The organism is Arthrobacter sp. V1I9, from assembly GCF_030817075.1.
In the GTDB taxonomy this organism is placed as follows: Bacteria; Actinomycetota; Actinomycetes; order Actinomycetales; family Micrococcaceae; genus Arthrobacter.
The window spans coordinates 3,863,976-3,886,425 of sequence record NZ_JAUSYU010000001.1 but is presented as its reverse complement, the minus strand read 5'-3'; the positions used below and the strand labels follow the sequence as shown (position 1 = coordinate 3,886,425).

22 protein-coding genes are annotated in these 22,450 nt (G+C 64.9%); 4 read left to right on the top strand and 18 right to left on the bottom strand.

Going from position 1 to position 22,450, the window contains the following annotated elements; all coding sequences use genetic code 11:
• Window positions 1-114: 114 nt before the first annotated feature.
• On the top strand, window positions 115-1,086 hold the full coding sequence (locus QFZ70_RS18130) for an acyl-CoA thioesterase (protein WP_307097587.1): 972 nt from the start codon (window positions 115-117) through the stop codon (window positions 1,084-1,086).
• Window positions 1,087-1,136: 50 nt separating this feature from the next.
• Here the strand turns inward: QFZ70_RS18130 and dnaB are convergent, their stop codons facing one another.
• Window positions 1,137-2,519, bottom strand: coding sequence for a replicative DNA helicase (gene dnaB / locus QFZ70_RS18125; protein WP_307097585.1), 1,383 nt, complete (start codon window positions 2,517-2,519; stop codon window positions 1,137-1,139).
• Between the two features lie 667 nt (window positions 2,520-3,186).
• On the opposite strand from dnaB, the gene QFZ70_RS18120 reads away from it, so the two are divergent.
• Entirely contained in the window at window positions 3,187-3,465 is a 279-nt protein-coding gene (locus QFZ70_RS18120; RefSeq protein ID WP_307097583.1) for a hypothetical protein, read from the top strand.
• 3 nt (window positions 3,466-3,468) lie between these two features.
• Window positions 3,469-4,041, top strand: coding sequence for a hypothetical protein (locus tag QFZ70_RS18115; RefSeq protein ID WP_307097581.1), 573 nt, complete (start codon window positions 3,469-3,471; stop codon window positions 4,039-4,041).
• 50 nt (window positions 4,042-4,091) lie between these two features.
• Here the strand turns inward: QFZ70_RS18115 and QFZ70_RS18110 are convergent, their stop codons facing one another.
• The 3 genes from QFZ70_RS18110 to QFZ70_RS18100 all read right to left on the bottom strand — a co-directional run bounded on the left by QFZ70_RS18110 (window position 4,092) and on the right by QFZ70_RS18100 (window position 6,044).
• Complete coding sequence (locus QFZ70_RS18110) at window positions 4,092-4,415, bottom strand: zf-TFIIB domain-containing protein (protein ID WP_307097580.1); 324 nt, start codon at window positions 4,413-4,415, stop codon at window positions 4,092-4,094.
• A 57-nt stretch (window positions 4,416-4,472) separates the two neighbouring features.
• A complete protein-coding gene (locus QFZ70_RS18105) occupies window positions 4,473-5,099 on the bottom strand; it encodes an FMN reductase (RefSeq protein WP_307097939.1) in 627 nt (208 codons plus the stop codon).
• A gap of 93 nt (window positions 5,100-5,192) precedes the next feature.
• Complete coding sequence (locus QFZ70_RS18100) at window positions 5,193-6,044, bottom strand: PhzF family phenazine biosynthesis protein (protein ID WP_307097578.1); 852 nt, start codon at window positions 6,042-6,044, stop codon at window positions 5,193-5,195.
• Window positions 6,045-6,101: 57 nt separating this feature from the next.
• Here QFZ70_RS18100 and QFZ70_RS18095 point away from each other — a divergent pair, with 57 nt between their 5' ends.
• Window positions 6,102-6,524: a DUF1801 domain-containing protein gene (locus tag QFZ70_RS18095; RefSeq protein ID WP_307097577.1), complete on the top strand. Its 423-nt coding sequence runs from the start codon at window positions 6,102-6,104 to the stop codon at window positions 6,522-6,524.
• A gap of 97 nt (window positions 6,525-6,621) precedes the next feature.
• On the opposite strand, the gene rplI is transcribed toward QFZ70_RS18095, so the two are convergent.
• The 14 genes from rplI to QFZ70_RS18025 form a co-directional block, all read right to left on the bottom strand.
• On the bottom strand, window positions 6,622-7,074 hold the full coding sequence (gene rplI / locus QFZ70_RS18090; RefSeq protein ID WP_050057159.1) for a 50S ribosomal protein L9: 453 nt from the start codon (window positions 7,072-7,074) through the stop codon (window positions 6,622-6,624).
• Window positions 7,075-7,091: 17 nt separating this feature from the next.
• Complete coding sequence (gene rpsR, locus QFZ70_RS18085; RefSeq protein WP_003800144.1) at window positions 7,092-7,331, bottom strand: 30S ribosomal protein S18; 240 nt, start codon at window positions 7,329-7,331, stop codon at window positions 7,092-7,094.
• A 126-nt stretch (window positions 7,332-7,457) separates the two neighbouring features.
• Window positions 7,458-8,048 (bottom strand): single-stranded DNA-binding protein, encoded by a 591-nt coding sequence (locus tag QFZ70_RS18080; protein WP_307097576.1) that lies wholly within the window; start codon window positions 8,046-8,048, stop codon window positions 7,458-7,460.
• A 73-nt stretch (window positions 8,049-8,121) separates the two neighbouring features.
• Window positions 8,122-8,427, bottom strand: a complete 306-nt coding sequence (gene rpsF, locus QFZ70_RS18075; protein ID WP_015939036.1) for a 30S ribosomal protein S6 — start codon at window positions 8,425-8,427, stop codon at window positions 8,122-8,124.
• Between the two features lie 231 nt (window positions 8,428-8,658).
• Window positions 8,659-10,074, bottom strand: a complete 1,416-nt coding sequence (locus QFZ70_RS18070) for an amino acid permease (RefSeq protein ID WP_307097575.1) — start codon at window positions 10,072-10,074, stop codon at window positions 8,659-8,661.
• Between the two features lie 256 nt (window positions 10,075-10,330).
• Entirely contained in the window at window positions 10,331-11,647 is a 1,317-nt protein-coding gene (locus QFZ70_RS18065) for a M18 family aminopeptidase (RefSeq protein ID WP_307097574.1), read from the bottom strand.
• Window positions 11,648-11,729: 82 nt separating this feature from the next.
• On the bottom strand, window positions 11,730-12,422 hold the full coding sequence (locus QFZ70_RS18060) for a response regulator transcription factor (protein WP_307097572.1): 693 nt from the start codon (window positions 12,420-12,422) through the stop codon (window positions 11,730-11,732).
• Window positions 12,419-13,768, bottom strand: coding sequence for a sensor histidine kinase (locus QFZ70_RS18055; protein WP_307097571.1), 1,350 nt, complete (start codon window positions 13,766-13,768; stop codon window positions 12,419-12,421). The genes QFZ70_RS18060 and QFZ70_RS18055 overlap by 4 nt, the downstream gene beginning before the upstream one ends.
• A 25-nt stretch (window positions 13,769-13,793) precedes the next feature.
• The gene (locus QFZ70_RS18050) at window positions 13,794-14,681 is read right to left on the bottom strand and encodes an ABC transporter permease (protein WP_307097569.1); all 888 of its coding nucleotides are present in this window, start codon (window positions 14,679-14,681) and stop codon (window positions 13,794-13,796) included.
• A 14-nt stretch (window positions 14,682-14,695) separates the two neighbouring features.
• The gene (locus QFZ70_RS18045) at window positions 14,696-15,628 is read right to left on the bottom strand and encodes an ABC transporter ATP-binding protein (protein ID WP_307097567.1); all 933 of its coding nucleotides are present in this window, start codon (window positions 15,626-15,628) and stop codon (window positions 14,696-14,698) included.
• 212 nt (window positions 15,629-15,840) lie between these two features.
• Window positions 15,841-17,337, bottom strand: coding sequence for a bifunctional phosphatase PAP2/diacylglycerol kinase family protein (locus tag QFZ70_RS18040; protein ID WP_307097565.1), 1,497 nt, complete (start codon window positions 17,335-17,337; stop codon window positions 15,841-15,843).
• A gap of 78 nt (window positions 17,338-17,415) precedes the next feature.
• Entirely contained in the window at window positions 17,416-18,612 is a 1,197-nt protein-coding gene (locus tag QFZ70_RS18035) for an MFS transporter (protein ID WP_307097563.1), read from the bottom strand.
• 53 nt (window positions 18,613-18,665) lie between these two features.
• Window positions 18,666-20,348, bottom strand: a complete 1,683-nt coding sequence (locus QFZ70_RS18030) for an ABC-F family ATP-binding cassette domain-containing protein (RefSeq protein ID WP_307097938.1) — start codon at window positions 20,346-20,348, stop codon at window positions 18,666-18,668.
• A 45-nt stretch (window positions 20,349-20,393) separates the two neighbouring features.
• Window positions 20,394-22,382, bottom strand: a complete 1,989-nt coding sequence (locus tag QFZ70_RS18025) for a penicillin-binding transpeptidase domain-containing protein (RefSeq protein WP_307097561.1) — start codon at window positions 22,380-22,382, stop codon at window positions 20,394-20,396.
• Window positions 22,383-22,450 lie beyond the last annotated feature (68 nt).

Sequence of the window (22,450 nt, the reverse complement as noted above, 5' to 3'; positions counted from 1 at the left end):
ACTAAGGTGACCAAGCTCTGCCCCGTCCGCCCTTCGGCGGACGGGGCAATGCTGTTGGCTCCAATGTTGCAGGCCCAACTCATGGGTAACCGGTGGCGTCAGTAAGATCGCAGCATGACTGAGACCGGCACCTCCAACTCCGTGACCCTCCGCTTCCTGGCCGCCCCAATGGACGTAGGCCACAGCGGCTCGGTGGACGCGGGAACCGTTCTGGAGTGGGTAGACAAGGCCGCCTACGCTGCGGCCGTGGGCTGGGCAAAGTCCTACTGTGTCACCGCCTACGTAGGGAACATCCACTTCGCCGACCCCGTCAACAGCGGCGACATGGTGGAGGTGGAAGCGACCATCGTCTACACCGGCCGGTCGTCGATGCACATCCGGACCGTCGTCTCCTCAGGGGATCCCAAGGGCGGCCCTGCCACCATGCGTAGCCAGTGCATGGTGATCTTCGTGGCCGTCGGCGAGGACGGCAAACCCATCCCGGTGCAGCAGTTCCAACCTGTCACTGCTGGGGAGATCGAGCAGCGGGACCATGCCCTGGCGCGCGTCAGAATTCGCGAGCAGATCGTGGAAGCTATGAACCGGCAGGAATATACCGACGCCGGTACAGCTGAGCGCGTCATCTTGCGGTTTATGGCCGCTCCCACGGATGTGAACTGGGGCGGCAAAGTCCACGGCGGCATTGTGATGAAGTGGATTGACGAAGCCGCCTACGTCTGCGCGTCCCGCTACTGCGGGATGGACACCGTGGCCGTGTTCTCGGGCGGCGTCCGTTTCTACCGCCCGCTCCTGATCGGCCACGTTGTAGAGGTGGAGGCCCGCCTCGTGTACACGGGGACGAAGGGCATGCACATCGCCGTACACGTCAGGTCCGGCGACCCCAAGGGCGGCGAGCTGAACCTCACCACCTACTGCCTCACCGTCATGGTGGCGCGCGACGGCGAAGGCAACTCCGTGCCTGTCCCCGCCTGGGTGCCGGTCAGCGAAGAGGACAGGAGGCTCCACGCCCATGCCCGCGAGCTGCTGGAAATCAGGGGAACGGCGCCAGGGAACCGGCTGCCGAACCACCTGCTCACGCAGGCCTAAAGGCCATAGTCCCCCACGGCTGACCCGCCCCCACCAGGGCGGGCATGGCCCTAGAAGCCTCCGCCGCCGGCGTCGGCTGCCATGTTGGCAAAGCGGGAGTAATGGCCCTGGAAGGCCACCACGATGTCCTTAGTGGGGCCGTTACGGTGCTTGGCAATGAGGATGTCCGCCTCTCCGGCGCGCGGAGATTCCTTGTCATAGACATCCTCGCGGTGTAGCAGGATCACCATGTCGGCGTCCTGCTCGATGGAGCCGGACTCGCGAAGGTCAGAAACCATGGGCCGCTTGTCCGAGCGCTGCTCGGAACCACGGTTCAGCTGGGACAGCGCAATGACCGGAACCTGGAGTTCCTTGGCCAGCAGCTTCAGGGCACGGGAGAACTCCGAAACCTCCTGCTGGCGGGACTCCACCTTTTTGCCGGAGCTCATCAGCTGCAGGTAGTCGAGGATAACGAGTTTCAGATCGTGCTGCTGCTTCAGCCGCCGGCACTTGGCCCGGATTTCCATCAGGGACATGTTGGGGCTGTCATCGATGAACAGCGGGGCGTCATTCATCCGGCCCATGGTGGTGGCGATCTTGGACCACTGCTCGTCCTTGATGGTTCCCTTGCGGAGGTCCTGCAGGCCGATGGTTGCCTCGGCGGAGAGCAGCCGCATGGCGATCTCGTTCCGGCCCATTTCGAGCGAGAACATCACGGTTGCGAGGTTGTTCTTGATGGCGGCGGAGCGGGCGAAATCCAAGGCGAACGTGGACTTGCCCACTGCGGGCCGGGCTGCGATGACAATCATCTGGCCGGGGTGGAGGCCGTGCGTGAGCTCGTCCAGCTCGTAGAAACCGGTGGGCACACCGGTCATGCCCTCCCCGCGGTGGCCGGACGCCTCAATTTCGTCCACCGTGGACTCCATGACGTCCTTGAGCACCACGTAATCCTCGGCAGTGCGCCGCTCAGCCACGGCATAAACCTCGGCCTGGGCCTGGTTGACCAGGTCCTCCACCTCGCCGTCCGAGCCGTAGCCCAGCTGCACGATCTTGGTGCCGGCATTCACCAGGCGCCGAAGGACCGCGCGTTCAGCAACGATCTCGGCGTAATACCCGGCGTTGGCTGCGGTGGGTACGGTTTGGATCAGCTCATGCAGGTACGCAGGGCCGCCGATCCGGTTGATCTCGGCGCGCTTGGTGAGCTCGTCGGAGACCGTGACAGCGTCAGCCGGTTCGCCGCGGCCGTAGAGGTCGATGATGGCTTCATAGATGGTTTCATGCGCCGGCCGGTAGAAGTCCCGGCCGCGGAGGATCTCCACGACGTCGGCAATGGCGTCTTTGGACAACATCATGCCGCCCAGGACGGATTGTTCGGCGGGAATGTCCTGGGGAGGCTTCCGGCTCACGTCCGACCCGCGGGTGGCCTCGATCGGGTCCAGATGCGCTACTGACAAAGCTGCCGTCCTCCACTGTGCACCGGGGACCAAAGTGCCCGGTGGCTAACCATCCTGCCAAAGGCGTCGCGCCGCAAAAGCCGCGCTCCGCCACCTGTCCAGGTTTACCGGCGGGGTCTGACAATCCTGCGATGCCCGCGTGCGCGGGCTTTCGCCAGAGTTATCCCCACTATCCACAGGTTTTCCACATTGAGCCGTCCGCGCACGTTGCTGCGGTCCGCCCTGTACAGTCGCGGCGCCCCTTTTGAAAGCCGTCCGAGGCGCCGAAGAACAGGTACCCCGCTACGCTAGCCGCCTTGGGTTCAGCCTCAAAGCCAGCATGCCGGAAGGGGTGTGGATAACCTGTGCAGTAACGGGCATAGCTTGTGCACAGCCTGTTGAGAAAGCTGTGGAAACAAAAAAACTTTGTCACCCACATGCGCTCTGACCTGCGAAAACGTTCCCACTGGGATGTGGAGGAAATATTTCTTTTGTGGAATTTCATCCACAGCTTGGTTCCGGCTCTGGGCGGGAAAAACGGCTTCGAGGAGACGTCAGAGAATAGCGTGGCCGCCGTTGTGGCGGTCCTCATATTCCCCTGCGCTGATTTGCCCCGGCCCCCGCACCGCCTCCATGCACTATTCCGAATACTGCTGTGGATAACCGGGATCTGGCATAAGCTCTATGCATGGGCGAACTACTGCTGGTGCTGTTGCCTGCGATCGTTTTGGTGGCGCTCATCTGGGGTCTTTTGACAGCCCTGAGCCCGCGCGATTCGGGCATGTCCGACGCCGAAAAGTACCAGCGCGACCTCGCGGAGCGTTCGGCGCAGCACTACGCGGCCCAGGTCCAAGCTGCCACCGCCGCACGCGCCCGCCTGGAACGGACCATAAAGCCCAGCCAGAACGCTGCCCAGGCAAAGCAATCAGATCTGGCTGCTGCCAGGAAGCACATAGAACGGCTTTAGACAATGGAATCGCTTGTGGCCCCCGTCCTTATCCTCCTGGCAGTCATTGCAGGAGTAACGCTGGCTGCCCGCGCCATCAGCAGGCGGAAGGCCGCCCGCAGCGCCGAACCGGCGGAGCCGGCCGTGACCCCCGCTGAGCTCGCGCGGACAGCCGCGGCCAAACTTTCCGAGGAAGAGCACCGCCGGCTTTATGCCCTGATCGCCCAGGGCCAGGCAATGGCGGCCATCAAGCTGTACTACGAGAGCACGGGAGAGGGCCTGCGGGCGTCCCGGGACGCCGTCGGGGCGCTGGCAGCCCATCCGCAGCCCTACCGGGGCGCGGAGGCTCCGCCAGCCACCATTGAGGACGACGAGGACGAAGAGCCGCAGCGTTTCCCTTACCGTTACCGCGCCATCGCCAGCAAGGGCGACGTGACCCGGGAAGTCAGCAGCAACATGCTCAATGACGAGATCTACGGCAGGATCCGCACGCTGGCCCGGAGCGGGGACACCGAAGCTGCAGCAACCGCCCTGACGCGGCACTCGGACATCACTTTGAAGCAGGCGCGGGAATTCATCGAACTGCTGGACGACTGACGCCTGAAGAGCTGCCCCTTCCAAAGGGCACGGCGCCCCGGATACCAGGCCTAGAAGTCGAAAATCTCGCCCAGCCAGCCTTCCTTCTTTTTGGACCGCCGCCGGTCATGGTCCCGGTCATAGTCCTGCTTGCCGTAGCGGCGGTCGTCGTAGCTGCGCTGCTCGCGGCGCGGTTCGAAGTTGGGATACAGCGGCGGGGGCGCCAGCCCGGGAGCCGGGGTTGAGGGACGTGCGGGTGCGGGACCGGACATATCTGCCGCGCGGTCCAGAATCTTGTCCAGCTCCCCGCGGTCAAGCCACACGCCCCGGCATTGGGGGCAGTAGTCGATCTCCACTCCGCTGCGTTCGGTCATCATCAGTTCCACGGAATCCACAGGACATTTCATGCCCACACAACGTCCGGCATTGTCCGAAAGTTCGGCGCGGCCGGCCTACGGCATTCCCGAAATGCCCGCCAGCAGCTGTTCGAAGGGCCGGGACTCCATCGGGGCCGGCTTCCGCCCAGGCTGCGGCCCTTCAAGCAGGCGCGCAAATTCGCCTGCAGCCCGGTTGATCCGCTCGGTCAGGCCGGAGCCGCCGTCGTCCGTGGTGCCCCAGTCCTGGGGGCCGGCGAAGACGCCGGTGGCGGCCATCCGTGTGCGGAGGTAGCTGAACAGCGGCCGCATGGCGTAGTCCAGGACCATTTGGTGGCGGTCCGTGCCGCCGGTGGCGCCGAGCAGCACCGCTTTGCCGTCAAGTGACTTGGGGTCGAGGACGTCGATGAACGACTTGAAGAGGCCGCTGTAGGAGGCGCTGAAGACCGGCGTTACAGCGATGATTCCGTCCGAAGCTTCCACGCCCGCGATGACCTCAGCCAGGCGGGGGGCCGCATAGCCGGTGACAAAGTTGTTGGCGATGTCCACTGCCAGATCGCGGAGTTCGACTACGTCCACCTGCACGCTGAAGCCTGCGGCGCTTAGTTCCCGCTCGGCGGATGCGGCCAGCTGGTCAGCCAGCAGGCGGCTCGACGACGGTACGCCGAGTCCGGCGGAAAGGACTGTGATGCGGCGGGTCTCCATGGCGTTCTCCTGTTGCTCGTTCGTTCCAGCGTACATGCATATGCATCTACCTACTGAACCGGGCGGGCTCCCCGGGTATTCCCATTTCCGCTTTTACAGCAGTACAGTTCCCCGAATGCACGTGGTGGAGTGTCCCCCTACCCAGATATCACCGTCTTCGGTCGTGACGTGGACGCGGCCGGCCCGGCCCAGGACCGTTCCCTGGGCCGCGACGTACTGGCCCGGGGCCCTGTTGCTGTTGATCAGCCACTGCGCCACCCCGGCGTTGAAACTACCGGTGACCGGGTCCTCCATGATGGAATCACCGGGGAGGAATGTGCGCACCTCAAAGTCCGCCTCGGCCCCCGGCCTGTGGGCTCCGACGACTCCCACCTTCAATTCGCCCATCGCCGCAAAGTCCGGCTCGATCGCCAGCACCTGGTCAGCAGACCCGAGCAGCACGCCAATCCACTCCGGTCCGTTGACCAGCCAGGAGGCATCAAGAATGTCGGATTCGGGAACACGGAGACCGGCGGCCAGTTGGCTTCGAAGCTCCCCCTCGGCCGGACCGAAGCGGGTAAGGGGCGGGGCCGCGAAGGCCAGCCGGCCGTCGTCGTGCTTCACCCGGACCAAACCGGCCCCGCATTCCTGCATTACGAAGCCTTCGGCTTTGGGCACACCCCCGGACTCCAGCCAGGTGTGGGCCGAACCAAGTGTGGGATGCCCGGCGAACGCAAACTCCTCACTGCCCGTGAAAATCCGAACCCGGTAGTCCGCGCGCGGGTCCGTGGGGGGCAGCAGGAATGTTGTTTCGGACAAGTTGGTCCAGTTGGCGAACTGCTGCATCTGCTCCGCGGTCAGTCCCTCGGCGTCGACGACGACTGCGAGCGGGTTGCCGCGGTATGCCTCGCGGGAAAAGACATCAACCTGATGGAAGGGGCGGCTGCGCGGGGAAGGTGAACTCACCGCTGCATGCTATCACCGGTGCTGGCAGGCAAGCAGCTGTTCTGCGACACTACGTCCATGGCCGAGAACAAGACCCAGCCCACAAGTGTGCCCGTAGCGGAGTTCCTGGGGGCGGTGGAGCACCCTGGGCGGCAGGCGGACAGCATTGAGCTGCTCGAGCTGATGCGCGGCATCACGGGTCAGGAGCCGGTGATGTGGGGACCGACGATTATTGGTTTCGGCAGCTACCACTACCGGTACGGCAGCGGGCGGGAGGGGGACGCAGCCGCCGTCGGCTTTTCACCCCGCAAGGCCAATCTGGCACTCTACGGCCTGACGTACGGCCCGGACGCTGACCGGCTGCTCCCCGAGCTGGGCAAGCACAAGACCGGGGCTGCCTGCCTTTACATCAACAAGCTGGAGGACGTGGACCGCACGGTGCTCACGGAGATGATACGGACCGGCTACGAGCATGTCATGGCGGAACTGCACCGTCCCTGAGCGTCCCGCGAGGGTGGCGTGCAGACAAAAGACCCCCGCCGCCGGAATCCGGCAACGGGGGTCTCTTGAGCAGTTCAGGAATGCGTAGCCGTGAAGACTACTTGCCTGCCACTACGTCGAGTTCGATCACAGCAGCAACGTCGTCGTGCAGACGGACGTTGGCCTGGTAGGAACCAACCGACTTGATGTGTGCGGGCAGTTCAACCTTGCGCTTGTCGATGCGGCCAAGGCCAGCGGCCTCAACAGCGTCGGCGACGTCGCCCTGCTTGACGGTGCCGAACAGGCGTCCGGTCTCGCCAGCCTTGACAACGAGCTTGACCGGCTTGGCGGAGAGTGCAGCAGCCTGCTTCTGAGCGTCTTCCAGGGAAGCGTGCTCGCGGGCGGCGCGGGCAGCCTTGATGGACTCAACCTGCTTCTCGCCACCCTTCGACCAGGTCAGGGCGAAGTTGCGGGGGAGCAGGTAGTTACGTGCGTAACCGTCCTTGACCTCTACAACATCGCCAGCAGCACCGAGACCGGTTACTTCGTGGGTCAGAATGAGCTTTGCCATGTTAGTTAATCCCTTCCTTAGCCGCGGCCAGCGCCGGAGTAAGGCAGCAGGGCAACTTCGCGGGCGTTCTTGATTGCCTGTGCGATCTTGCGCTGTTCCTGCACCGTAACGCCAGTGACGCGACGGGCGCGGATCTTTCCGCGGTCGGAGATGAACTTGCGCAGCAATGCTACGTCCTTGTAGTCGATGACAGTGATGTCAGCGGCCTTCAAGGGGTTGGACTTTGGTTTGGGCTTACGGAGTTCAGCCTTAGCCATCGTGGAGCTCCTATTCTAGGGAGCCCGTGGATATTGATCCACGGGATGGTGGTGGTCCGGCGGCGGCAGTCACCCTGGTACCTTGCGGCACATTCGGTGGTCCCGGCGTCGGGCCTTAATTAGTTGTTAGAAGGGAGGTTCGGAATCGGGGCCGTTGCCCCAGCCACCTGCACTGGAGACACCGGGCGTTGCCCAGGGATCGTCCTGTGCAGCCTGCTGGTTGCCGCCGCCCCAACCGCCGCCGGAGTTGCCGCCCTGGTTTCCACCAGCGTTGCCTCCTCCGAAGCCACCGCCGCTGTTGCCGCCGCCGAAGCCACCCTGACTGCCGTTTCCGGCACCCCCACCGCCGGAGCGCTGGGTGCGGTTGACTTTGGCATTGGCGTAGCGCAGGCTCGGGCCGATTTCGTCGACCTCAAGCTCGATGACGGTACGCTTTTCGCCTTCTTTGGTTTCGTAGGAACGGCTCTTCAGGCGCCCGGTAACAATCACACGCATGCCCTTGGTCAGGGACTCGGCGACGTTCTCGGCCGCTTCACGCCACACAGCTGCGCGGAGGAACAGGGTTTCCCCGTCCTTCCACTCGTTGGACTGGCGATCAAAGGTGCGGGGGGTGGAAGCGATGGTGAAGTTCGCTACTGCCGAACCGGACGGTGTGAACCGCAATTCCGGGTCATTGGTGAGATTACCGATGACCGTAATGGTGGTCTCGCCTGCCATCTACTGCCTCCTTGTTCGATCCTGGGTGAAGAGTGCGTTTCCTGCGGGGTAAAGAATGAAAATTGGGCTGAAGTTACTCAGCGACAACCTTCTGCTCTTCGGGGCGGGTGATCTTGGTGCGCATGATGGTCTCGTTAAGAGACAGCTGGCGGTCAAGTTCCTTGGCGGTTTCCGGCTTGGCGGTGAAGTTCACCACGGCGTAGATACCTTCGGACTTCTTCTTGATGTCGTAAGCCAGCCGGCGACGGCCCCAGATGTCAACCTTTTCGATGGTTCCACCATCGTTGGTGATGACGTTCAGGAACTTCTGAAGCGACGGCTCAACGGTACGCTCTTCGACCTCGGGGTCGATGATTACCATCAATTCGTAAGGACGCATATGTGAACCCACCTCCTTTGGGCTAAGCGGTTACGGCATTTCCGTAACAGGAGGTTCATTTGCGATGCCGTGCAATGCCCCGCCGCCGGAACGGAGGCAGGACGCAGCACAGACTTCAATATCTTAGTGCATTTGGACCGGTATGGCGATTCGCGCTTGACTCAAGGCTATGGGCCATGGTTGCCCGAACGGCAGCACGGATGCGGCTATGTGGAAAACCCCTCCAGAGGCCTACGACGCCGGGCCGGCACCCACGGGGACGTCGTCGCGTCCAGCGTCGCCCTCGGCCGCAGCGCCAGGACCGGTCCTGCGGTAGCGCCATATGCCGATTCCCACCACCAGGGCCGCCAGGCCAAGCGAAAGGAACAGGGACTCGCGGGTGGACTCCAGGATCACCATGCCGATCAGCAAGGCCACGATGCTGGCGATGGCCACCCACGTCAGGTAGGGAAAAAGCCACATCTTCAGGGCGAGGTCCTTGGCGGCAGCGCCCATGCGCTTGCGCAGGACCAGCTGGGAGGCGGCAATGACCAGCCACACGAAGAGGGCGATGGCCCCGGAGGTGTTGACGAGGAACAGGAAGACGGTGTCCGGTGCGATGTAGTTCAGGCCCACGGTGAGGAACCCCACCACGGTGGAGGCGAGCACGGCAGCAGCCGGCACCCCGCGCTTTGAGATTTTCGTCCAGGATGCGGGGGCGTCGCCGCGGCGGGACAGGGAGAAGAGCATGCGGCTGGCGGTGTAGAGGCCGGAGTTCAGGCAGGACAGCACGGAGGTGAGGACGACGATGTCCATGATGGTGCCCGCTCCGGGGATTCCGAAGAGCTCGATCACGGCCACGTAAGGGCTTTTGGCGACGTTCGCGTCGTTCCACGGCAGGAGTGTGACAACGATGGCGATGGAGCCAATGTAGAACACCAGGATGCGCCACACAGTGGACTTCACGGCCTTCTTGACGGCGTCCACCGGGTTCTCGGATTCACCGGCTGCGATGGTGGCGATTTCGGCGCCGAAGAAGGAGAAGACCACCACCAGGATGCCCGCCAGCACTGCCCCCGGCCCGTTGGGCAGGAAGCCGCCGTTCTCCACCAGGTTGCTCAATCCGGGCGCAGGTACGCCGGGCACGAGCCCCACGATGGCGGCCACACCGAACAGCAGGAACAGCACGATTGCGGCGACCTTGATGGAGGCGAACCAGAACTCGAACTCCCCGTAGGACTTGACGGAGCCCAGGTTGGTGAGGGTGAGCAGGATCATCAGGATCAGCGCCCAGACCCATTGGTCGATCCCGGGAACCCAGCGGTGCATGATCGCGGCGCCGGCGGTTGCTTCGATGCCGAGCACGATGATCCAGAACCAGGCGTAAAGCCAGCCGATGCTGAACCCGGCCCAACGGCCCAGGGCCTTGTCGGCGTACGTGGAGAAGGAGCCCGTCTCGGGGTTGGCCGCAGCCATCTCGCCGAGCATGCGCATCACGAGGATCACCACGACGCCGGCGGCCATGTAGGCCAGCAGGATTCCAGGGCCGGCTTGCTGAATGGCCGCGCCGGAACCAACGAACAGCCCGGCGCCGATGACGCCGGCTATCGCGATCATGGACAGGTGCCGCGGTTTGAGCGACTTGGCTAATTGCTGGTCAGCGGGCATGGTGCGCCGTCCTTAGTTCTCTGGGAATGGATGGCATCAAGTGGCGCGGGCAAGGCCCGGCGCCGGGGACGCAGCATCCAGTGCGATGGGTCACAGGTTTCTCCCACCCTAAACCGGCCATGGGCCGTCGGGACTGTGCAGAAGCACAAACTCAAGCACAGCAGAGCGGGCGGGTTTCCATTTTAGAGGCAGACGGCGAACCAGATGATTCCTGCCAGGCATCGCGGAAATCCCGCGGAAACTTAAGCAGCGCGCCCTACAAAGCCGTCCGGAAAAACAGCTCCGTCACCGCAGCCAAACGCCGCGGATCTTCAACCCCGCAGAGCTCCCGGGCAGAGTGCATGGAAAGCAGCGGAACACCCACGTCCACCGTCCGGATGCCCAGGCGGGTCGCAGTCAGCGGGCCGATCGTGGAGCCGCAGGGGATCGCGTTGTTGGACACGAACTCCTGGTACGGCACCCCCGCTTCGTGAGAGAGCCGCGCCCACAAAGCCGCACCCGCCGCGTCCGTGGCATACCGCTGGTTCGCGTTGATTTTCAGCAGCGGGCCGCCGTTGAGCACCGGGTGGTTGGCGGGGTCGTGCCGCTCTGCATAGTTCGGGTGGACCGCATGGCCGGCGTCGGCAGATACACAGAACGACGCCGACAGCGCCTGCCGCCGCTGGCTCGCCGTAGCTCCAAGGCCGTCAGAGATGCGCACCAGTGCATCCTCAAGGATGGGTCCGCAGGCCCCCGAACGCGAGTTGGAGCCGATCTCCTCGTGATCGAAGGCGGCCAGCACAGCGATCGGCGCGCCGGCGCCGCCGGAACCAGGAACAGCAGACGAAGCATGCCCGATCAGCGCCACCAGCCCCGCATGGGTGGCGGAAAGGTTATCCAACCTCCCGGACGCGAAGAACTCCCCGTTCCCTCCGAAAACGGCAGGGGCCTGCGTGTCTGCAATGACGACGTCGTACCCGCCGATCCGGGCAGGATCCACGGAAGCGCCGGGAACGTGTGAAGCCAGCACAGCGAGCAAGTCAAAATCACCGGGACTCCCCAGTCCCCACACCGGGTTCATATGGCGCTGCTTGTCCAGCGTCAGGCCGTCATTGACCGCCCGGTCCAGGTGGATGGCCAGCTGCGGGAAGCGGAGCATGGGACCGGTGGCCGTCAGGTGCTCGGCGCCGTCCAGCATGACCAGCCGCCCGGCGAGCTGCAGCTCCCGGTCCAGCCAGGAGTTGAGCAACGGCCCGCCGTACACCTCCACTCCCGCCTGCAGCCAACCGTGCGCGCCGATAGTGGGCTTGGGCTTGAGTTTGAAGGACGGCGAATCGGTATGCGCCCCCAGGATGTTGAACCCGGTGGTGGGTCCGGCCCCCTCGGGGACCACCCAGGCGATCAGGGCGCCGTCACGGATGATAAAAAACGCACCGGCGCCGCCCTCCCAGGGCTCCAGCTCATCCAGGCGGACAAACCCCGCCTCCACCAGCCGGCGGCCTGCTTCGTGCACCGCGTGAAAGCTCGACGGTGATGCGCTGACGTAGGCGCCAAGGTCCTGGATATGGTCTGCGGCGGAGGAAGAAGAAGGCATGCTCCCGAGTCTAGATGGTGACGTTCAGCCCCGCCGTGTAGCCCGCCGCGGCTGATCCCGTCATCGTGGCGAGCGGGGTGAGTCAGTAGTCCGGGTTGCTGGGAACCACCAGGCCGGTTTCGTAGGCGTAGACCACAGCCTGGACACGGTCGCGGAGATGGAGCTTGGTAAGGATGCGCCGGACGTGCGTCTTCACCGTGGCCTCGGACAGGAAGTAGCGGTGCGCGATCTCTGCGTTGGAAAGCCCCTCCGCCATGGCCTGCAGCATCTCTGTCTCCCTGGGCGTCAGGTCGGCCAGGAGCGGATCGGGCGCAGTGGCCGCGGGTGCCGGCTTGTTCGCACCCCGGACGTAGGTTTCCAGCAACCGCTGGGTGATCCGGGGCGCCACCACGGCGTCGCCGCTGGCCACCAGCCGGACGGCATTGATCAGTTCCGACGGCGCCGCGTCCTTAAGCAGGAATGCCGACGCGCCTGCCTGGAGGCCTGCGAACGCATACTCATCCACGTCGAAGGTGGTCAGAATGATGATCCGGGAGCAGGCCCCGGACTCCGTGATGGCGCGCGTCGCTTCAATGCCGTCCAGCACCGGCATCCGGACGTCCATCAGCACAACATCGGGGTCCAGTTCACGGACCTGGCGGACGGCTTCGGCGCCGTTTGAGGCTTCGCCCACGATCCGCAGGTCATCCTCGCCCTCAAGGATGAGCCGGAAGCCCATGCGGAGCAGCGGCTGGTCGTCCACCAGCAGGACGCGAATGGCCGGATTGTTGATCATGCTTTGCCTTGGAATTCGTAGGGACGGAGGGGTTCGGAAACGTCATCGCCAGGCCAACTAAGGACTGCGTGCACCCGCCAGCCGCGCCCGCTGCGGCCGGCTTCGACGGATCCGGCATAGATCCGGGCGCGCTCTGACATTCCGGTGATTCCCTGGCTGGTGCCGTACGAGCCGGGCACCGGAGAATGGCCCGCAGTGCTGTCAGGGGCGGGAACTCCCGGGACTCCCGCCCCGTCGTCGAGCACGTCAATGGTGACCGAAGAACCATTTCGGACGATCGAGACGTCTACCCGTCCCAGCGAACGCCCGTAGCGGAGCACATTGGTCAACGATTCCTGGACGATCCTGTACACGGTGAGCTGGAACGCGGCGTCATCGGGCAATGCCGGGCCGGTGTGGGAATAGTGCAGGGGCAAGCCTGCGGTGCGGAACCCCTCCAGCAGCTTGGACAGGCTGTCCCCCGCAGCGAGCGGCGGCGGCGCCGCGGCTCCCGCATCATCGCGGAGGACACCGAGGACCCGCCGCATGTCGCCAAGGGCCGTCCGGCCGGTCCGGGACAGTTCGCCAAGGACCTCACCGGCACGTTCCGGACTTTTCCGGACCACGACGGCGGCGCCGTCAGAGAGACTGATCATCACCGTCAGCGAGTGGGCCACGACGTCGTGCATCTCCCGGGCGATCCGGTTCCGTTCGTTCACTGAGGCGAGGCGGGCTGTCCGCGCCGCCCAGGCGGCCACTTCCTGTTCGTGTTCCCGCCGCTGCCGGACAGAGATGCCGATGCCCGTGGCAATGAAGTTGGAGAGGGTGATGGTGGCCCCGGTGGCGATGCTGGTCAGCAGGTGGAAGTCCCCGGGGTCCACCCCCGTGTCGTGCACGAAGGAGTTCTCCATCGGCCCGACGGCCGCAAGGAGGTAAAGGAGTGCCAGCGGCGCCGTGGCCACGGCCATGGTGATGAGCGCAAAGCGGCGGGTATGCGCCACTGCCACCGCATACAGCGAGAACCAGAGGCCGGCCGAAACGTTGGAACCCCACGGGTGCACGAGCGTCACGGCCACCTCAGCCACTGCAACAAAGGCAACAAGGCCCACCGGGTGGGAACGGCGAAGGAAAAGCGCCGCGGCCACCGCCGCCAGCAGGGCGATGGCAAGCCAATTGCCGGACCTGACGGCGTCCGCGACCGTGGGCGCAACCAGCAGGCAGTAACTGAGGGCCACCAGGGCGTCCATAACGCGGGGGTGCCGGTGCAGGTAGCGGCGGAGAAGTCCCCTGCGCCTGGCCGTGAGCTCGGCAAAGGACGCGTCGGCCTGTCCGGCCGGCGCGTCCCTTCCCACCGCCGTTTCTGTCATGGTCCCTATTCTTGGTCCTGCCCGGTCAGACGTCGCGCTTCTTCAACACGATCATTGCCGGAACCAGGAACAGCAGCACGTAGCCCAGAAAGATCAGGCCGCCGTGCCAGGGATCAATCACGCCGTCGGTGTGGCCGATCGACAGGAACCGTCCGCCGGCCTCGCTGGGGATGTACTGCGGAACGTACTTCCAGAATTCACCGGGGATGAGGGTCATGAAGCCGGCGGCGATGGACAGGACAAAGAACATCGCCACCAGGACCGTGATGCCGCCGGCGGAGTTGCGCAGCAGGGTTCCCAGTGAGAGGCCGATCAGGGCAACGCCGGCTACGTAAAGGCCGCCGGTGAAGATGCTGTACAGCACGCCGTCGGTGGACCAGTCGAGGTCGAAGCCCATTCCCTGGAATACCGGCATGGCGATCAGGAAGGTAGCTACTCCGGCGATGGTGGTGATCACGTAGGAGATGACCGCAAGGATGATCGCTTTGGCCACAAAGGCCGGGGTGCGCCGCGGGACGGCGTTCATGGTGGAACGGATCATTCCGGTGGCGTATTCAGAGGACATAAAGAGGACTGCCAGTGATCCGAGGATCAGGATGCCGATCTGGAGGCCTGCGTTGGGCAGGTTGTAGAGGTCAAAGCCGGAGCCCGGGGGGAAGGATGCCTCGAGCATTTCGGGGGTCATCGTCTGGCCCTGGTCCCTGGCGCTGCGGACCATCTCATCGAGGTAGGTGTAGCGGATCAGTACTGCCAGCGCGCCGATTCCGATGATGGCGGCCAGTGTCAGCAGCAGCAGGATGCGGGTGGACATCAGCGACCACAGCTTGATCCATTCGGACCGGAGGACGCCGCCAAAGGTGACGCCTTTCGAGCCGGCAGAGGAACGGGTGGGCGCCGTGCGGGTATCAGTCATGGTGCTCATCGTCCTTACTTTCCTGCCACTGCCGGTTCGCCGGTCAGGTGCGAGTGGTATTCCACTTCGTCCTTGGTGAGGTCGAAGTACGCGTCTTCCAGGGAGGAGAGCTGCGGGGTGAGCTCGTAGAGCAGGATGCCGTTGTCCAGGGCCACCTGGGCGATCCGGCGGGAATCCATGCCAGCCACTTCGAGGGTTTCGGGCTCGCTCTGGTCCACCGTGACGCCGTCGCCGGCCAGCAGGGCAGACAGCTGCAGGGCCGCGCTGGTGCGGACCATGGTCCTGGCCTGCCGGGTTCCGGCGATGATCTCCTTGACGGGGGCATCGGCAATGATCCGCCCGCGGCCGATCACGATCAGGTGGTCCGCGGTCTGTGCCATTTCGCTCATCAGGTGCGAGGAGAGGAAGATCGTTTTGCCCTGGTTGGCGAGGTACCGGACCAGGTTGCGGACCCACAGGACACCCTCCGGGTCCAGGCCGTTGACGGGCTCGTCCAGGATCAGCGTCTGCGGGTCACCCAGCAGTGCCGCAGCGATTCCCAGCCGCTGGCCCATGCCCAGCGAGAAACCGCCGGCCTTCTTGCGGGCCACCGCTTCCAGTCCGGTCATTTCGATGACTTCCCGGACCCTCGCTTTGGGAATGTTGTGCGTGGCGGCCATGGCGAGCAGATGGTTGTAGGCACTGCGGCTGGTGTGTACGGCCTTGGCGTCCAGCAGCGCGCCCACCTCGTGCAGCGGCGCTTTGTGCTCCGCGTAGGGCCGCCCGTTGACGGTAACGGAGCCCGACGTCGGCCGGTCCAACCCCATGATCATGCGCATCGTGGTGGACTTGCCGGCGCCGTTCGGGCCCAGGAAACCCGTGACCTGCCCTGCTTGGACGGTAAAGCTGACCCCTGCCACGGCGGTTTTTCCGCCGTAGACCTTGGTCAGGCCTGTTGCCTCAATCATTGATTGTTCCTTCGGACGGCAGCGCGTGGCTGCGGCAGATGTTTCGGGACGCTTGGGTATCCACCACGCTACCGATGCCCGGCCCTGTTTCCGCCGGTCTCAGGGATGATTCAGGGGTGAACCGGGGTAGTCCCCCTGGATGATCCCCGGTCACACCGTCAGGTAAGAATTCGGTCAAGGCCGCGGGGGAATTTCGTCACGGACGATCTCCATCAGGGGCGGGGGGAGTAGTAGGTGAGGGCCCGGGGCAGGACCCGGTAGGCCACGCTGCGGACCCCGGCCAGCGCCTCGCCGTCGACGGCCAGTGCCATCGGTGATCCGCCTGCTGCGATTCGTACCTCCTTTGCCTCCGACAGGTGGGTGATACGTGAAGTGGTCACCGTGCCTGTCAGCACGGACCACAGCAGCCGCAGCCGGGCGAAGGACTCGTCTGCCGTGATCATGCGGACGTCCAGGACGCCGTCGTCCAGCAACGGGCGCAGCAGCGGGGCGTGGTCGCGGGGAAAGTAGCGGCCCCGTCCCACGTAGGCGATCCATACCTTGTGCAGCCTGCCGTCCACCGTCAGGGCGGTGGGAGTGCCCGCAGCGAACGTCCGGAACATGGCCACGACGCCGGCGAGGGGTTTTCCGAGTGCCGGCCGCAATTGTTCACGCCGCCGGACAAAATCGGGATACAAACCCACACTCGAAGTGTTGAGCATGATCACTTCCGCGGTTTGAGGCTTCCCGGCGAGGCCGCGTTCAACCGTAACGGTCCCGACGTCGGCCAAAGCAGCTTCACCTCTCGACGCCGCTGTCAGGGCTTCCTTGAGGCCCCCCGTTCCGGCGTCGCGGGCAAAGTGGTTGAGGGTTCCGCCGGGCAGGACCAACAGCGGCAGTGACCGCTCGACGGCGGCAGCCGCGGCAGCTCCCACTGTTCCATCGCCACCCCACACCCCCAGTGCCCGGGTTCCATGAAGGTCCGCCGTGTGGCTGATTGCCTCCAGCAGGTCATCCTCCGGCTGCACTGTCTTTATATACGCCTCGGGGAATACCTGCAGCAGCGCGGCAGCTGTCTCTTCCGTAAAGGAACCACCCAGAGTGTTGACCACAATCGACAGCCCCTTTCCGCGGGGCAGTTGAGGCGCCGTGGTCCAGGTCCTGGCTGCGTGCGGAATGGGCGGACGGACAGGCCACCACCGACGTGTCACCAGAGCGGCGCCGGCTCCAAGGACTGACCCGAACACCACGTCCGAGGGCCAATGTGCGCCCGTATGAACGCGGGAGTACGCCACTCCCAGCGCTGCCGGGGCCAATGCAGCACCCAAAGCGGGCTTGACCAGCCCTGCCCCTACGGCGAACGCCACAGCCGAAGCTGAATGGCCCGACGGCATGGACGAGCTCCGGGGCTGTGGATGCACAAACCGGAATACGGGCAGGTGTTCGGGCAGCGGGCGGGCCCGGGGCAGCAGGGTCTTGAATATTCCGTTGGTAACAGCGGAGGCCACCGCCTGCGCAATCAGTCCGTGAAGTGCCGCGCGTCGTGGCCAGCCGGGGATGGTGGCGAGGACGGCGGCCACGCCCATCCAAAGTTTTCCGTGGTTCCCCGCAGCAGAGAGCCGCCGGAAGAAGTCATCATGGTTCCCGCCCGGCAGCCTTGATACATGCCGTACAAGGTATCTGTCCGTACGGCTGATCCAGCGATGGCCCTTATGCCACTTCCTCTGCATGCCCTCACCATACCGCCGCCGGTGTGCCTGGCTACCGCCTCGTCAACGGCTCGCCAGCCCTCCTTCCGGCTGTGCCGCCTACTTGACCTTCAGCGGTTTGGCCGCGCCGGCGAGCAGGAGAGCGAGGAGGATGGGGGCAAGGATTGCCAGCAGCGCGAGGTGGATCCCGGTGAGGTCGCCCAGGTATCCCAGCAGGGGCGGGCCGGCCAGGAATGAGATGTATCCGAGGGTGGAGACCACGGAGACCCTCGCTGCTGCGTGCCGGGGATCGTCGGCAGCAGCGGACATTCCCATGGGGAAGGCCAAGGCAGCGCCTACGCCCCAGAGCGCGGCCCCCACCGCGGCGAGCCACACGTTCCCGGCCAAGACGAAGAGGCAAAGGCCGGCGGCGGCTGCTGCCATGCTGGCGCGGAGGACGGCGACGCGGCCGTACTGGTCGATGACACGGCCGCCGAGGAATCGCATGGCTGTCATGGCCAGGACAAAGAGGGCGAACATCAGGGCGCCGGTCGATTCGGAGGTGCCCAGGCCGTCAACGGATGCCTTGGCGATCCAGTCATTGCCTGCGCCCTCGGTCAGGGTGGCTCCGAGGACAACAACGCCGATGAGCAAGGTCCTGCCGTCCCGCCAGGCCGAGGGGCCCTTGGCGGCTTTCGGCTCCCCATCCGCGGGCACAAGTGCCGTGATGTGCGGAAGGAAGTATCGCGGAACGGTCATCGTCACCAGCAGCACGATGCCCGCGATGACCAGCAGGTGCACCGGCAGTCCGACCCCGAGGTTGGACAGTCCTGCGCCGATGAGGGCACCCACAAAGGCGCCGCCGCTGAAGGCCGCGTGGAACTGGGGCATGATGGTGCGCCGAAGCTTGTGCTCGACGTCGGCCCCTTCAATGTTCTGGGACACATCCCAGAGGCCGATCGCTATGCCAAAGAAGAACAGGGCGATGGCCGTGCCCGGAATGGACGCCGCGGCCAGGGAGAGCGCGATGCCCACACCGGCCGCCGAGGCCAGCAGTCCGCCAAAGCGCACGGTGTTGGCCGTGCCGATCCTGCCCACCACCCAACCGGCCGTAGGCAGGGCGAGCAGTGAACCGACGGCGGTGCAGAGCAGCAGGGTGCCCATCTGGCCGGAGGTGATCTCCAGGGTGTCGGTAACTGCGGGGATCCGGGCTGCCCAACTGGCGAACACCAAACCGTTGATGCCGAAGACAACGAACGTGGCTGCGGCCGCTGCCTTTAAGCCGGCATGCTGTTCCGTTCCGGTATTTATGCTCATACATTCACTACTTTCACAGAGTTGTCCTATTCAGCCAGTACTGCCACAACGCGTCAGCGTGTGCGAACCACGCGTTTCTCGTCCCACACCGGCCCGTCTGACTCGTACACCTTGCCGTCTGAACCGAACACCAGGAAGCGGTCGAAGGTCCGCGCGAACCAGCGGTCGTGCGTCACGGCCAGGACGGTCCCCTCGAAGTGGTCGATGGCCCGCTCCAACGCCTCAGCTGAGTGCAGGTCCAGGTTGTCCGTGGGCTCGTCCAAAAGCAGCAGGGTGGCGCCGCTGAGCTGCAGGAGCAGGATCTGGAAGCGGGCCTGCTGGCCGCCGGACAGGGACTCGTACTTCTGCTCGGACTGGGCTGCCAGCCCGTAGCCATCCAGAGCACCGGCTGCTGCCTCCCGGCCCAGGCCGGACCGGTGTTCGTCGCCGCGGTGCAGGATTTCCAGCAGCGTCTTTCCGAGCAGGTCCGGCCGGACGTGCGTCTGGGCAAAGAAGCCTGGACGGATCCTTGCGCCGAGTTTAACGGTGCCCTCGTGCGGCACTTCGGCAATCTCGACGTCGGACACCGGCAGGTGCTCGCGTTCCGGGTCGGTCCCGCCGGTGGCGAGCAGCCGCAGGAAGTGGGATTTACCAGAGCCGTTGGATCCCAGGACACCCACACGGTCGCCAAACCACACCTCGGTGGAGAACGGCTTCATCAGTCCGGTGAGTTCGAGTTTCTCGGCAACAATGGCGCGCTTGGCAGTCCGTCCGCCTTTGAGCCGCATCTGCACGTTCTGCTCGATGGGCAGCGCCTCGGGCGGTCCGATCTCAAGGAACTTCGCGAGGCGGGTCTGGGCCGCGTGGTACCTGTTGGCCATGTCGGAGCGGAATGCGGCCTTGTTTTTGTACATGTTGACGAGTTCCTTGAGCTTGATGTGCTCCTCGTCCCACCGCTTGCGCAGTTCCTCGAAGCGCGCGTTCCGGTCCGCCCGCGCCTCCACGTACGAACCGAACCCGCCGCCGTGGATCCAGGCACCGGCGCCGTTGATGCCCGGTTCCAGCGTAACGATGCGCCCTGCGGCGTTGTTCAGCAGTTCGCGGTCGTGGCTGATGAAGAAAACGGTCTTCTTCGATTCGTTCAGTTTGTCCTCGAGCCAGCGCTTGCCGGGCACGTCCAGGTAGTTGTCCGGTTCATCCAGCAGCAGCAGGTCGTCGGGTCCGGCAAAAAGCGCCTCCAGCACAAGCCGCTTCTGCTCCCCGCCGGAGAGGGTCGACGCCGGACGGTGCTGCGCTCGGTCAAAGGGAAGTCCCAGCGCGGCCATGCATACTTCGTCCCAGACAGTCTCGACGTCGTATCCTCCTGCGTCTCCCCAGTCCACGATGGCCTGGGCGTAGCGCATTTGGCTGGGTTCGTCGTCGTCCTCCACCATAGCCAGCTCGGCGTCGTCCACTTCGCGGGCCGCTGCGGCCAGGGCGGGCGGGGCGGCGGACACCAGCAGGTCGCGGACAGTGGACCCGTCGCGGACCTGTCCCACAAACTGGCGCATGATGCCCATGTTGCCGGAGCGCCCGATCACGCCTTCATCGGGAACCAGGTCCCCGGCGATGATCCGGAACAACGTGGTTTTGCCGGTTCCGTTGGGGCCAATCAGGGCGGTTTTGGTGCCGTCCGGAACCTTGAAGGTCACCCCATTGAGCAGCTGGGTGCCGTCGGAGAGGAAGTAATCGATACCGGAAACGTCAATATGGGCCACGTACTCCATCTTCCCACGGCGCACCCGCTGGACTTTTTCCGGAAGTTACCGCGCGGCTGTCAAGAACTTCTGCAGCAGCGGGCCCGACGTTGTGGCACCCAGGCCGCCGTCCTCAACAAACACGGCGACGGCGAGGTCACCGTGCACCGCAACAATCCAGGCGTGGGTCTTCGGCGGATTCGCGTTGCCGAACTCGGCGGTCCCGGTCTTGGCTCCCACGGGAGCGCCCGGGACGCTGGACAGGAAGCCCGCGTGGCCCGACGTCACCACGGCCCGCATCATGTCCGCCAGGGACGCTGCCTCGTCAGCGGTGATCGGGTTATCGGACGCCTGTGACGGCGCCTCGGCAGAAGCCGTGGCAGACGGCTGCGCAGCGGGGGCTGTGGAACCGCTGGTTGTTCCCTCAGCGGCGGCCCCGCCGTCGGGATTCAAGACCAGCTGCGGGGCAACCGGCGCGCCCTTGGCCACGGAGCCGGCCATCATGGCAGCCGCCAAGGGTGACAGCAGCACCTTGCCCTGGCCGATCATCGAGGCAGCGTGTTCTGTTCCGGCGGCCTCGCCGGGGACGGAACCCAGGAAGGCGGCTGCGCCGAGGGTCGGTGCTTCGACGGCAAGGCCCATCGCCATCGCGGCTGATTCAAGCTGGCTTTGCGAGACCGTGTCGCGCGCGGCGATAAAGGCCGTATTGCAGGAGTGTGCGAAGGCATCGCGGAGCGTCACCGAACCCAAGGAATCCTCCGGGTACCCCTCGGCGTTCTTGAACTTCCGCCCGTCCACCGTCAACGTGGGCGTGCACTCGACCTTCGACTCGGGGGTCATGCCATTGCGGAACATTGCCAGCGAGTCCACCATCTTGAAAATGGAGCCGGGAGCGTACTGGCCCAGCATCGCGGTGTTGTAGCCGTTGCTTCCCGGCCCGGAGGCGGCCACCAGGACCGCGCCGGTAGAGGGGCGGAGCGCAACGATGGCGGAGGCCGGGTCCACACCTTCCAGGGTGCTCTCGGCCAGCGACTGCAGCTTTGGGTCCAGGGTCGTTTTCAGCGGCGTTCCGGGCGTTGGCTTCACCTCGAAGAGCACGCGGCGGGGATCCGTTGCGGCGGCCTGGATATCTTCCCTGGTCAGGTCGGCGCGCTGGGCACGGATGACGACGGCGTCCGTCCCCCGCAGCTGGTCGTCATACTGCTGCTGGAGGCCGCCGACGCCGGTGACATCACCCGCTGTCAGTTCGCCTTCTGAGGCTTCAATTTGCTCCGCTGTGGCCTCGCCCACCGAGCCCAGCACGGCACGCGCAAACGTGCGGCTGGGAGCCAAGGGCACCGTATCGGGAATGGCGCGGGCTCCGGGAATCGCTGCGATCTGCTCATTCGTGATGGTGCGGCCTTCTTCGCGCAGGGTGATCGCGGAGACAAAGGCTTCGGCACCGGAGGCCTGTACCTGCTGGACGTACGCCGCCGGGTCCACGCCTACGAGCGCAGCAAGCTTGGTGGCGGAAGCAGCGGGATCCGAGCCTCCCAGCTGGGGCTTGTCAATGCCGACGTTCACCACGGGGCGGTAAGTCACAAGGGGAACGTCGCCCGCACCAAAAATATCTGCCCGCGGGGGCGATTGGGAACCCTTGGTCAAAATCTCGCTGTCGGCAAGGTCCGGTGCCAGGGTGGCGGGATCCCAGACCGTGAGCCACTTGTCCCCGGACTTCTTGAATTTGGCGGAGACGGTGTACTTCCACTCGGCGCCGCCGAAGTTCCAGGTGTAGTTCAGGGGTGCGGAAGCGTTGTCGCCGTCGAGGGCCAGCTCGCCCGCCTGGACGGCGGGCTTCTGCGGATCCAGCGCCGCAAAGACTTTTTTCAGCTGGTCGTTTGCAGCCGCTGATTCCTTGCCGTCGAACGGCACGGAGCCCACATCGAGTCCGGAGACTGCGGTAGCCAACTGCCCCGCGGCCGCTTCAGCGCCGCTCCTGCCGTCGTCGCAGGCAACCAGCGATGTTCCGAGAATGACGGCAGCGATGCCTAAAGAAAGTTTTGTTGATATCCCCATTGCGCCATTATCCCCTGCTTTCACGGTCGATTTGGCACATTTCGCACCGCGTGCGCTGGATGACAGGA

Coding starts and splice junctions, on each gene's coding strand:
- QFZ70_RS18120 (WP_307097583.1), top strand. CDS start 3,187: ATGGGCGAACTACTGCTGGTGCTGTTGCCTGCGATCGTTTTGGTGGCG.
- QFZ70_RS18035 (WP_307097563.1), bottom strand. CDS start 18,612: ATGAGCATAAATACCGGAACGGAACAGCATGCCGGCTTAAAGGCAGCG.
- QFZ70_RS18070 (WP_307097575.1), bottom strand. CDS start 10,074: ATGCCCGCTGACCAGCAATTAGCCAAGTCGCTCAAACCGCGGCACCTG.
- rpsF (WP_015939036.1), bottom strand. CDS start 8,427: ATGCGTCCTTACGAATTGATGGTAATCATCGACCCCGAGGTCGAAGAG.
- rpsR (WP_003800144.1), bottom strand. CDS start 7,331: ATGGCTAAGGCTGAACTCCGTAAGCCCAAACCAAAGTCCAACCCCTTG.
- rplI (WP_050057159.1), bottom strand. CDS start 7,074: ATGGCAAAGCTCATTCTGACCCACGAAGTAACCGGTCTCGGTGCTGCT.
- QFZ70_RS18080 (WP_307097576.1), bottom strand. CDS start 8,048: ATGGCAGGCGAGACCACCATTACGGTCATCGGTAATCTCACCAATGAC.
- QFZ70_RS18060 (WP_307097572.1), bottom strand. CDS start 12,422: ATGATCAACAATCCGGCCATTCGCGTCCTGCTGGTGGACGACCAGCCG.
- QFZ70_RS18050 (WP_307097569.1), bottom strand. CDS start 14,681: ATGACTGATACCCGCACGGCGCCCACCCGTTCCTCTGCCGGCTCGAAA.
- QFZ70_RS18055 (WP_307097571.1), bottom strand. CDS start 13,768: ATGACAGAAACGGCGGTGGGAAGGGACGCGCCGGCCGGACAGGCCGAC.
- QFZ70_RS18045 (WP_307097567.1), bottom strand. CDS start 15,628: ATGATTGAGGCAACAGGCCTGACCAAGGTCTACGGCGGAAAAACCGCC.
- QFZ70_RS18130 (WP_307097587.1), top strand. CDS start 115: ATGACTGAGACCGGCACCTCCAACTCCGTGACCCTCCGCTTCCTGGCC.
- QFZ70_RS18105 (WP_307097939.1), bottom strand. CDS start 5,099: ATGGAGACCCGCCGCATCACAGTCCTTTCCGCCGGACTCGGCGTACCG.
- QFZ70_RS18095 (WP_307097577.1), top strand. CDS start 6,102: ATGGCCGAGAACAAGACCCAGCCCACAAGTGTGCCCGTAGCGGAGTTC.
- QFZ70_RS18025 (WP_307097561.1), bottom strand. CDS start 22,382: ATGGGGATATCAACAAAACTTTCTTTAGGCATCGCTGCCGTCATTCTC.
- QFZ70_RS18115 (WP_307097581.1), top strand. CDS start 3,469: ATGGAATCGCTTGTGGCCCCCGTCCTTATCCTCCTGGCAGTCATTGCA.
- QFZ70_RS18065 (WP_307097574.1), bottom strand. CDS start 11,647: ATGCCTTCTTCTTCCTCCGCCGCAGACCATATCCAGGACCTTGGCGCC.
- QFZ70_RS18040 (WP_307097565.1), bottom strand. CDS start 17,337: ATGCAGAGGAAGTGGCATAAGGGCCATCGCTGGATCAGCCGTACGGAC.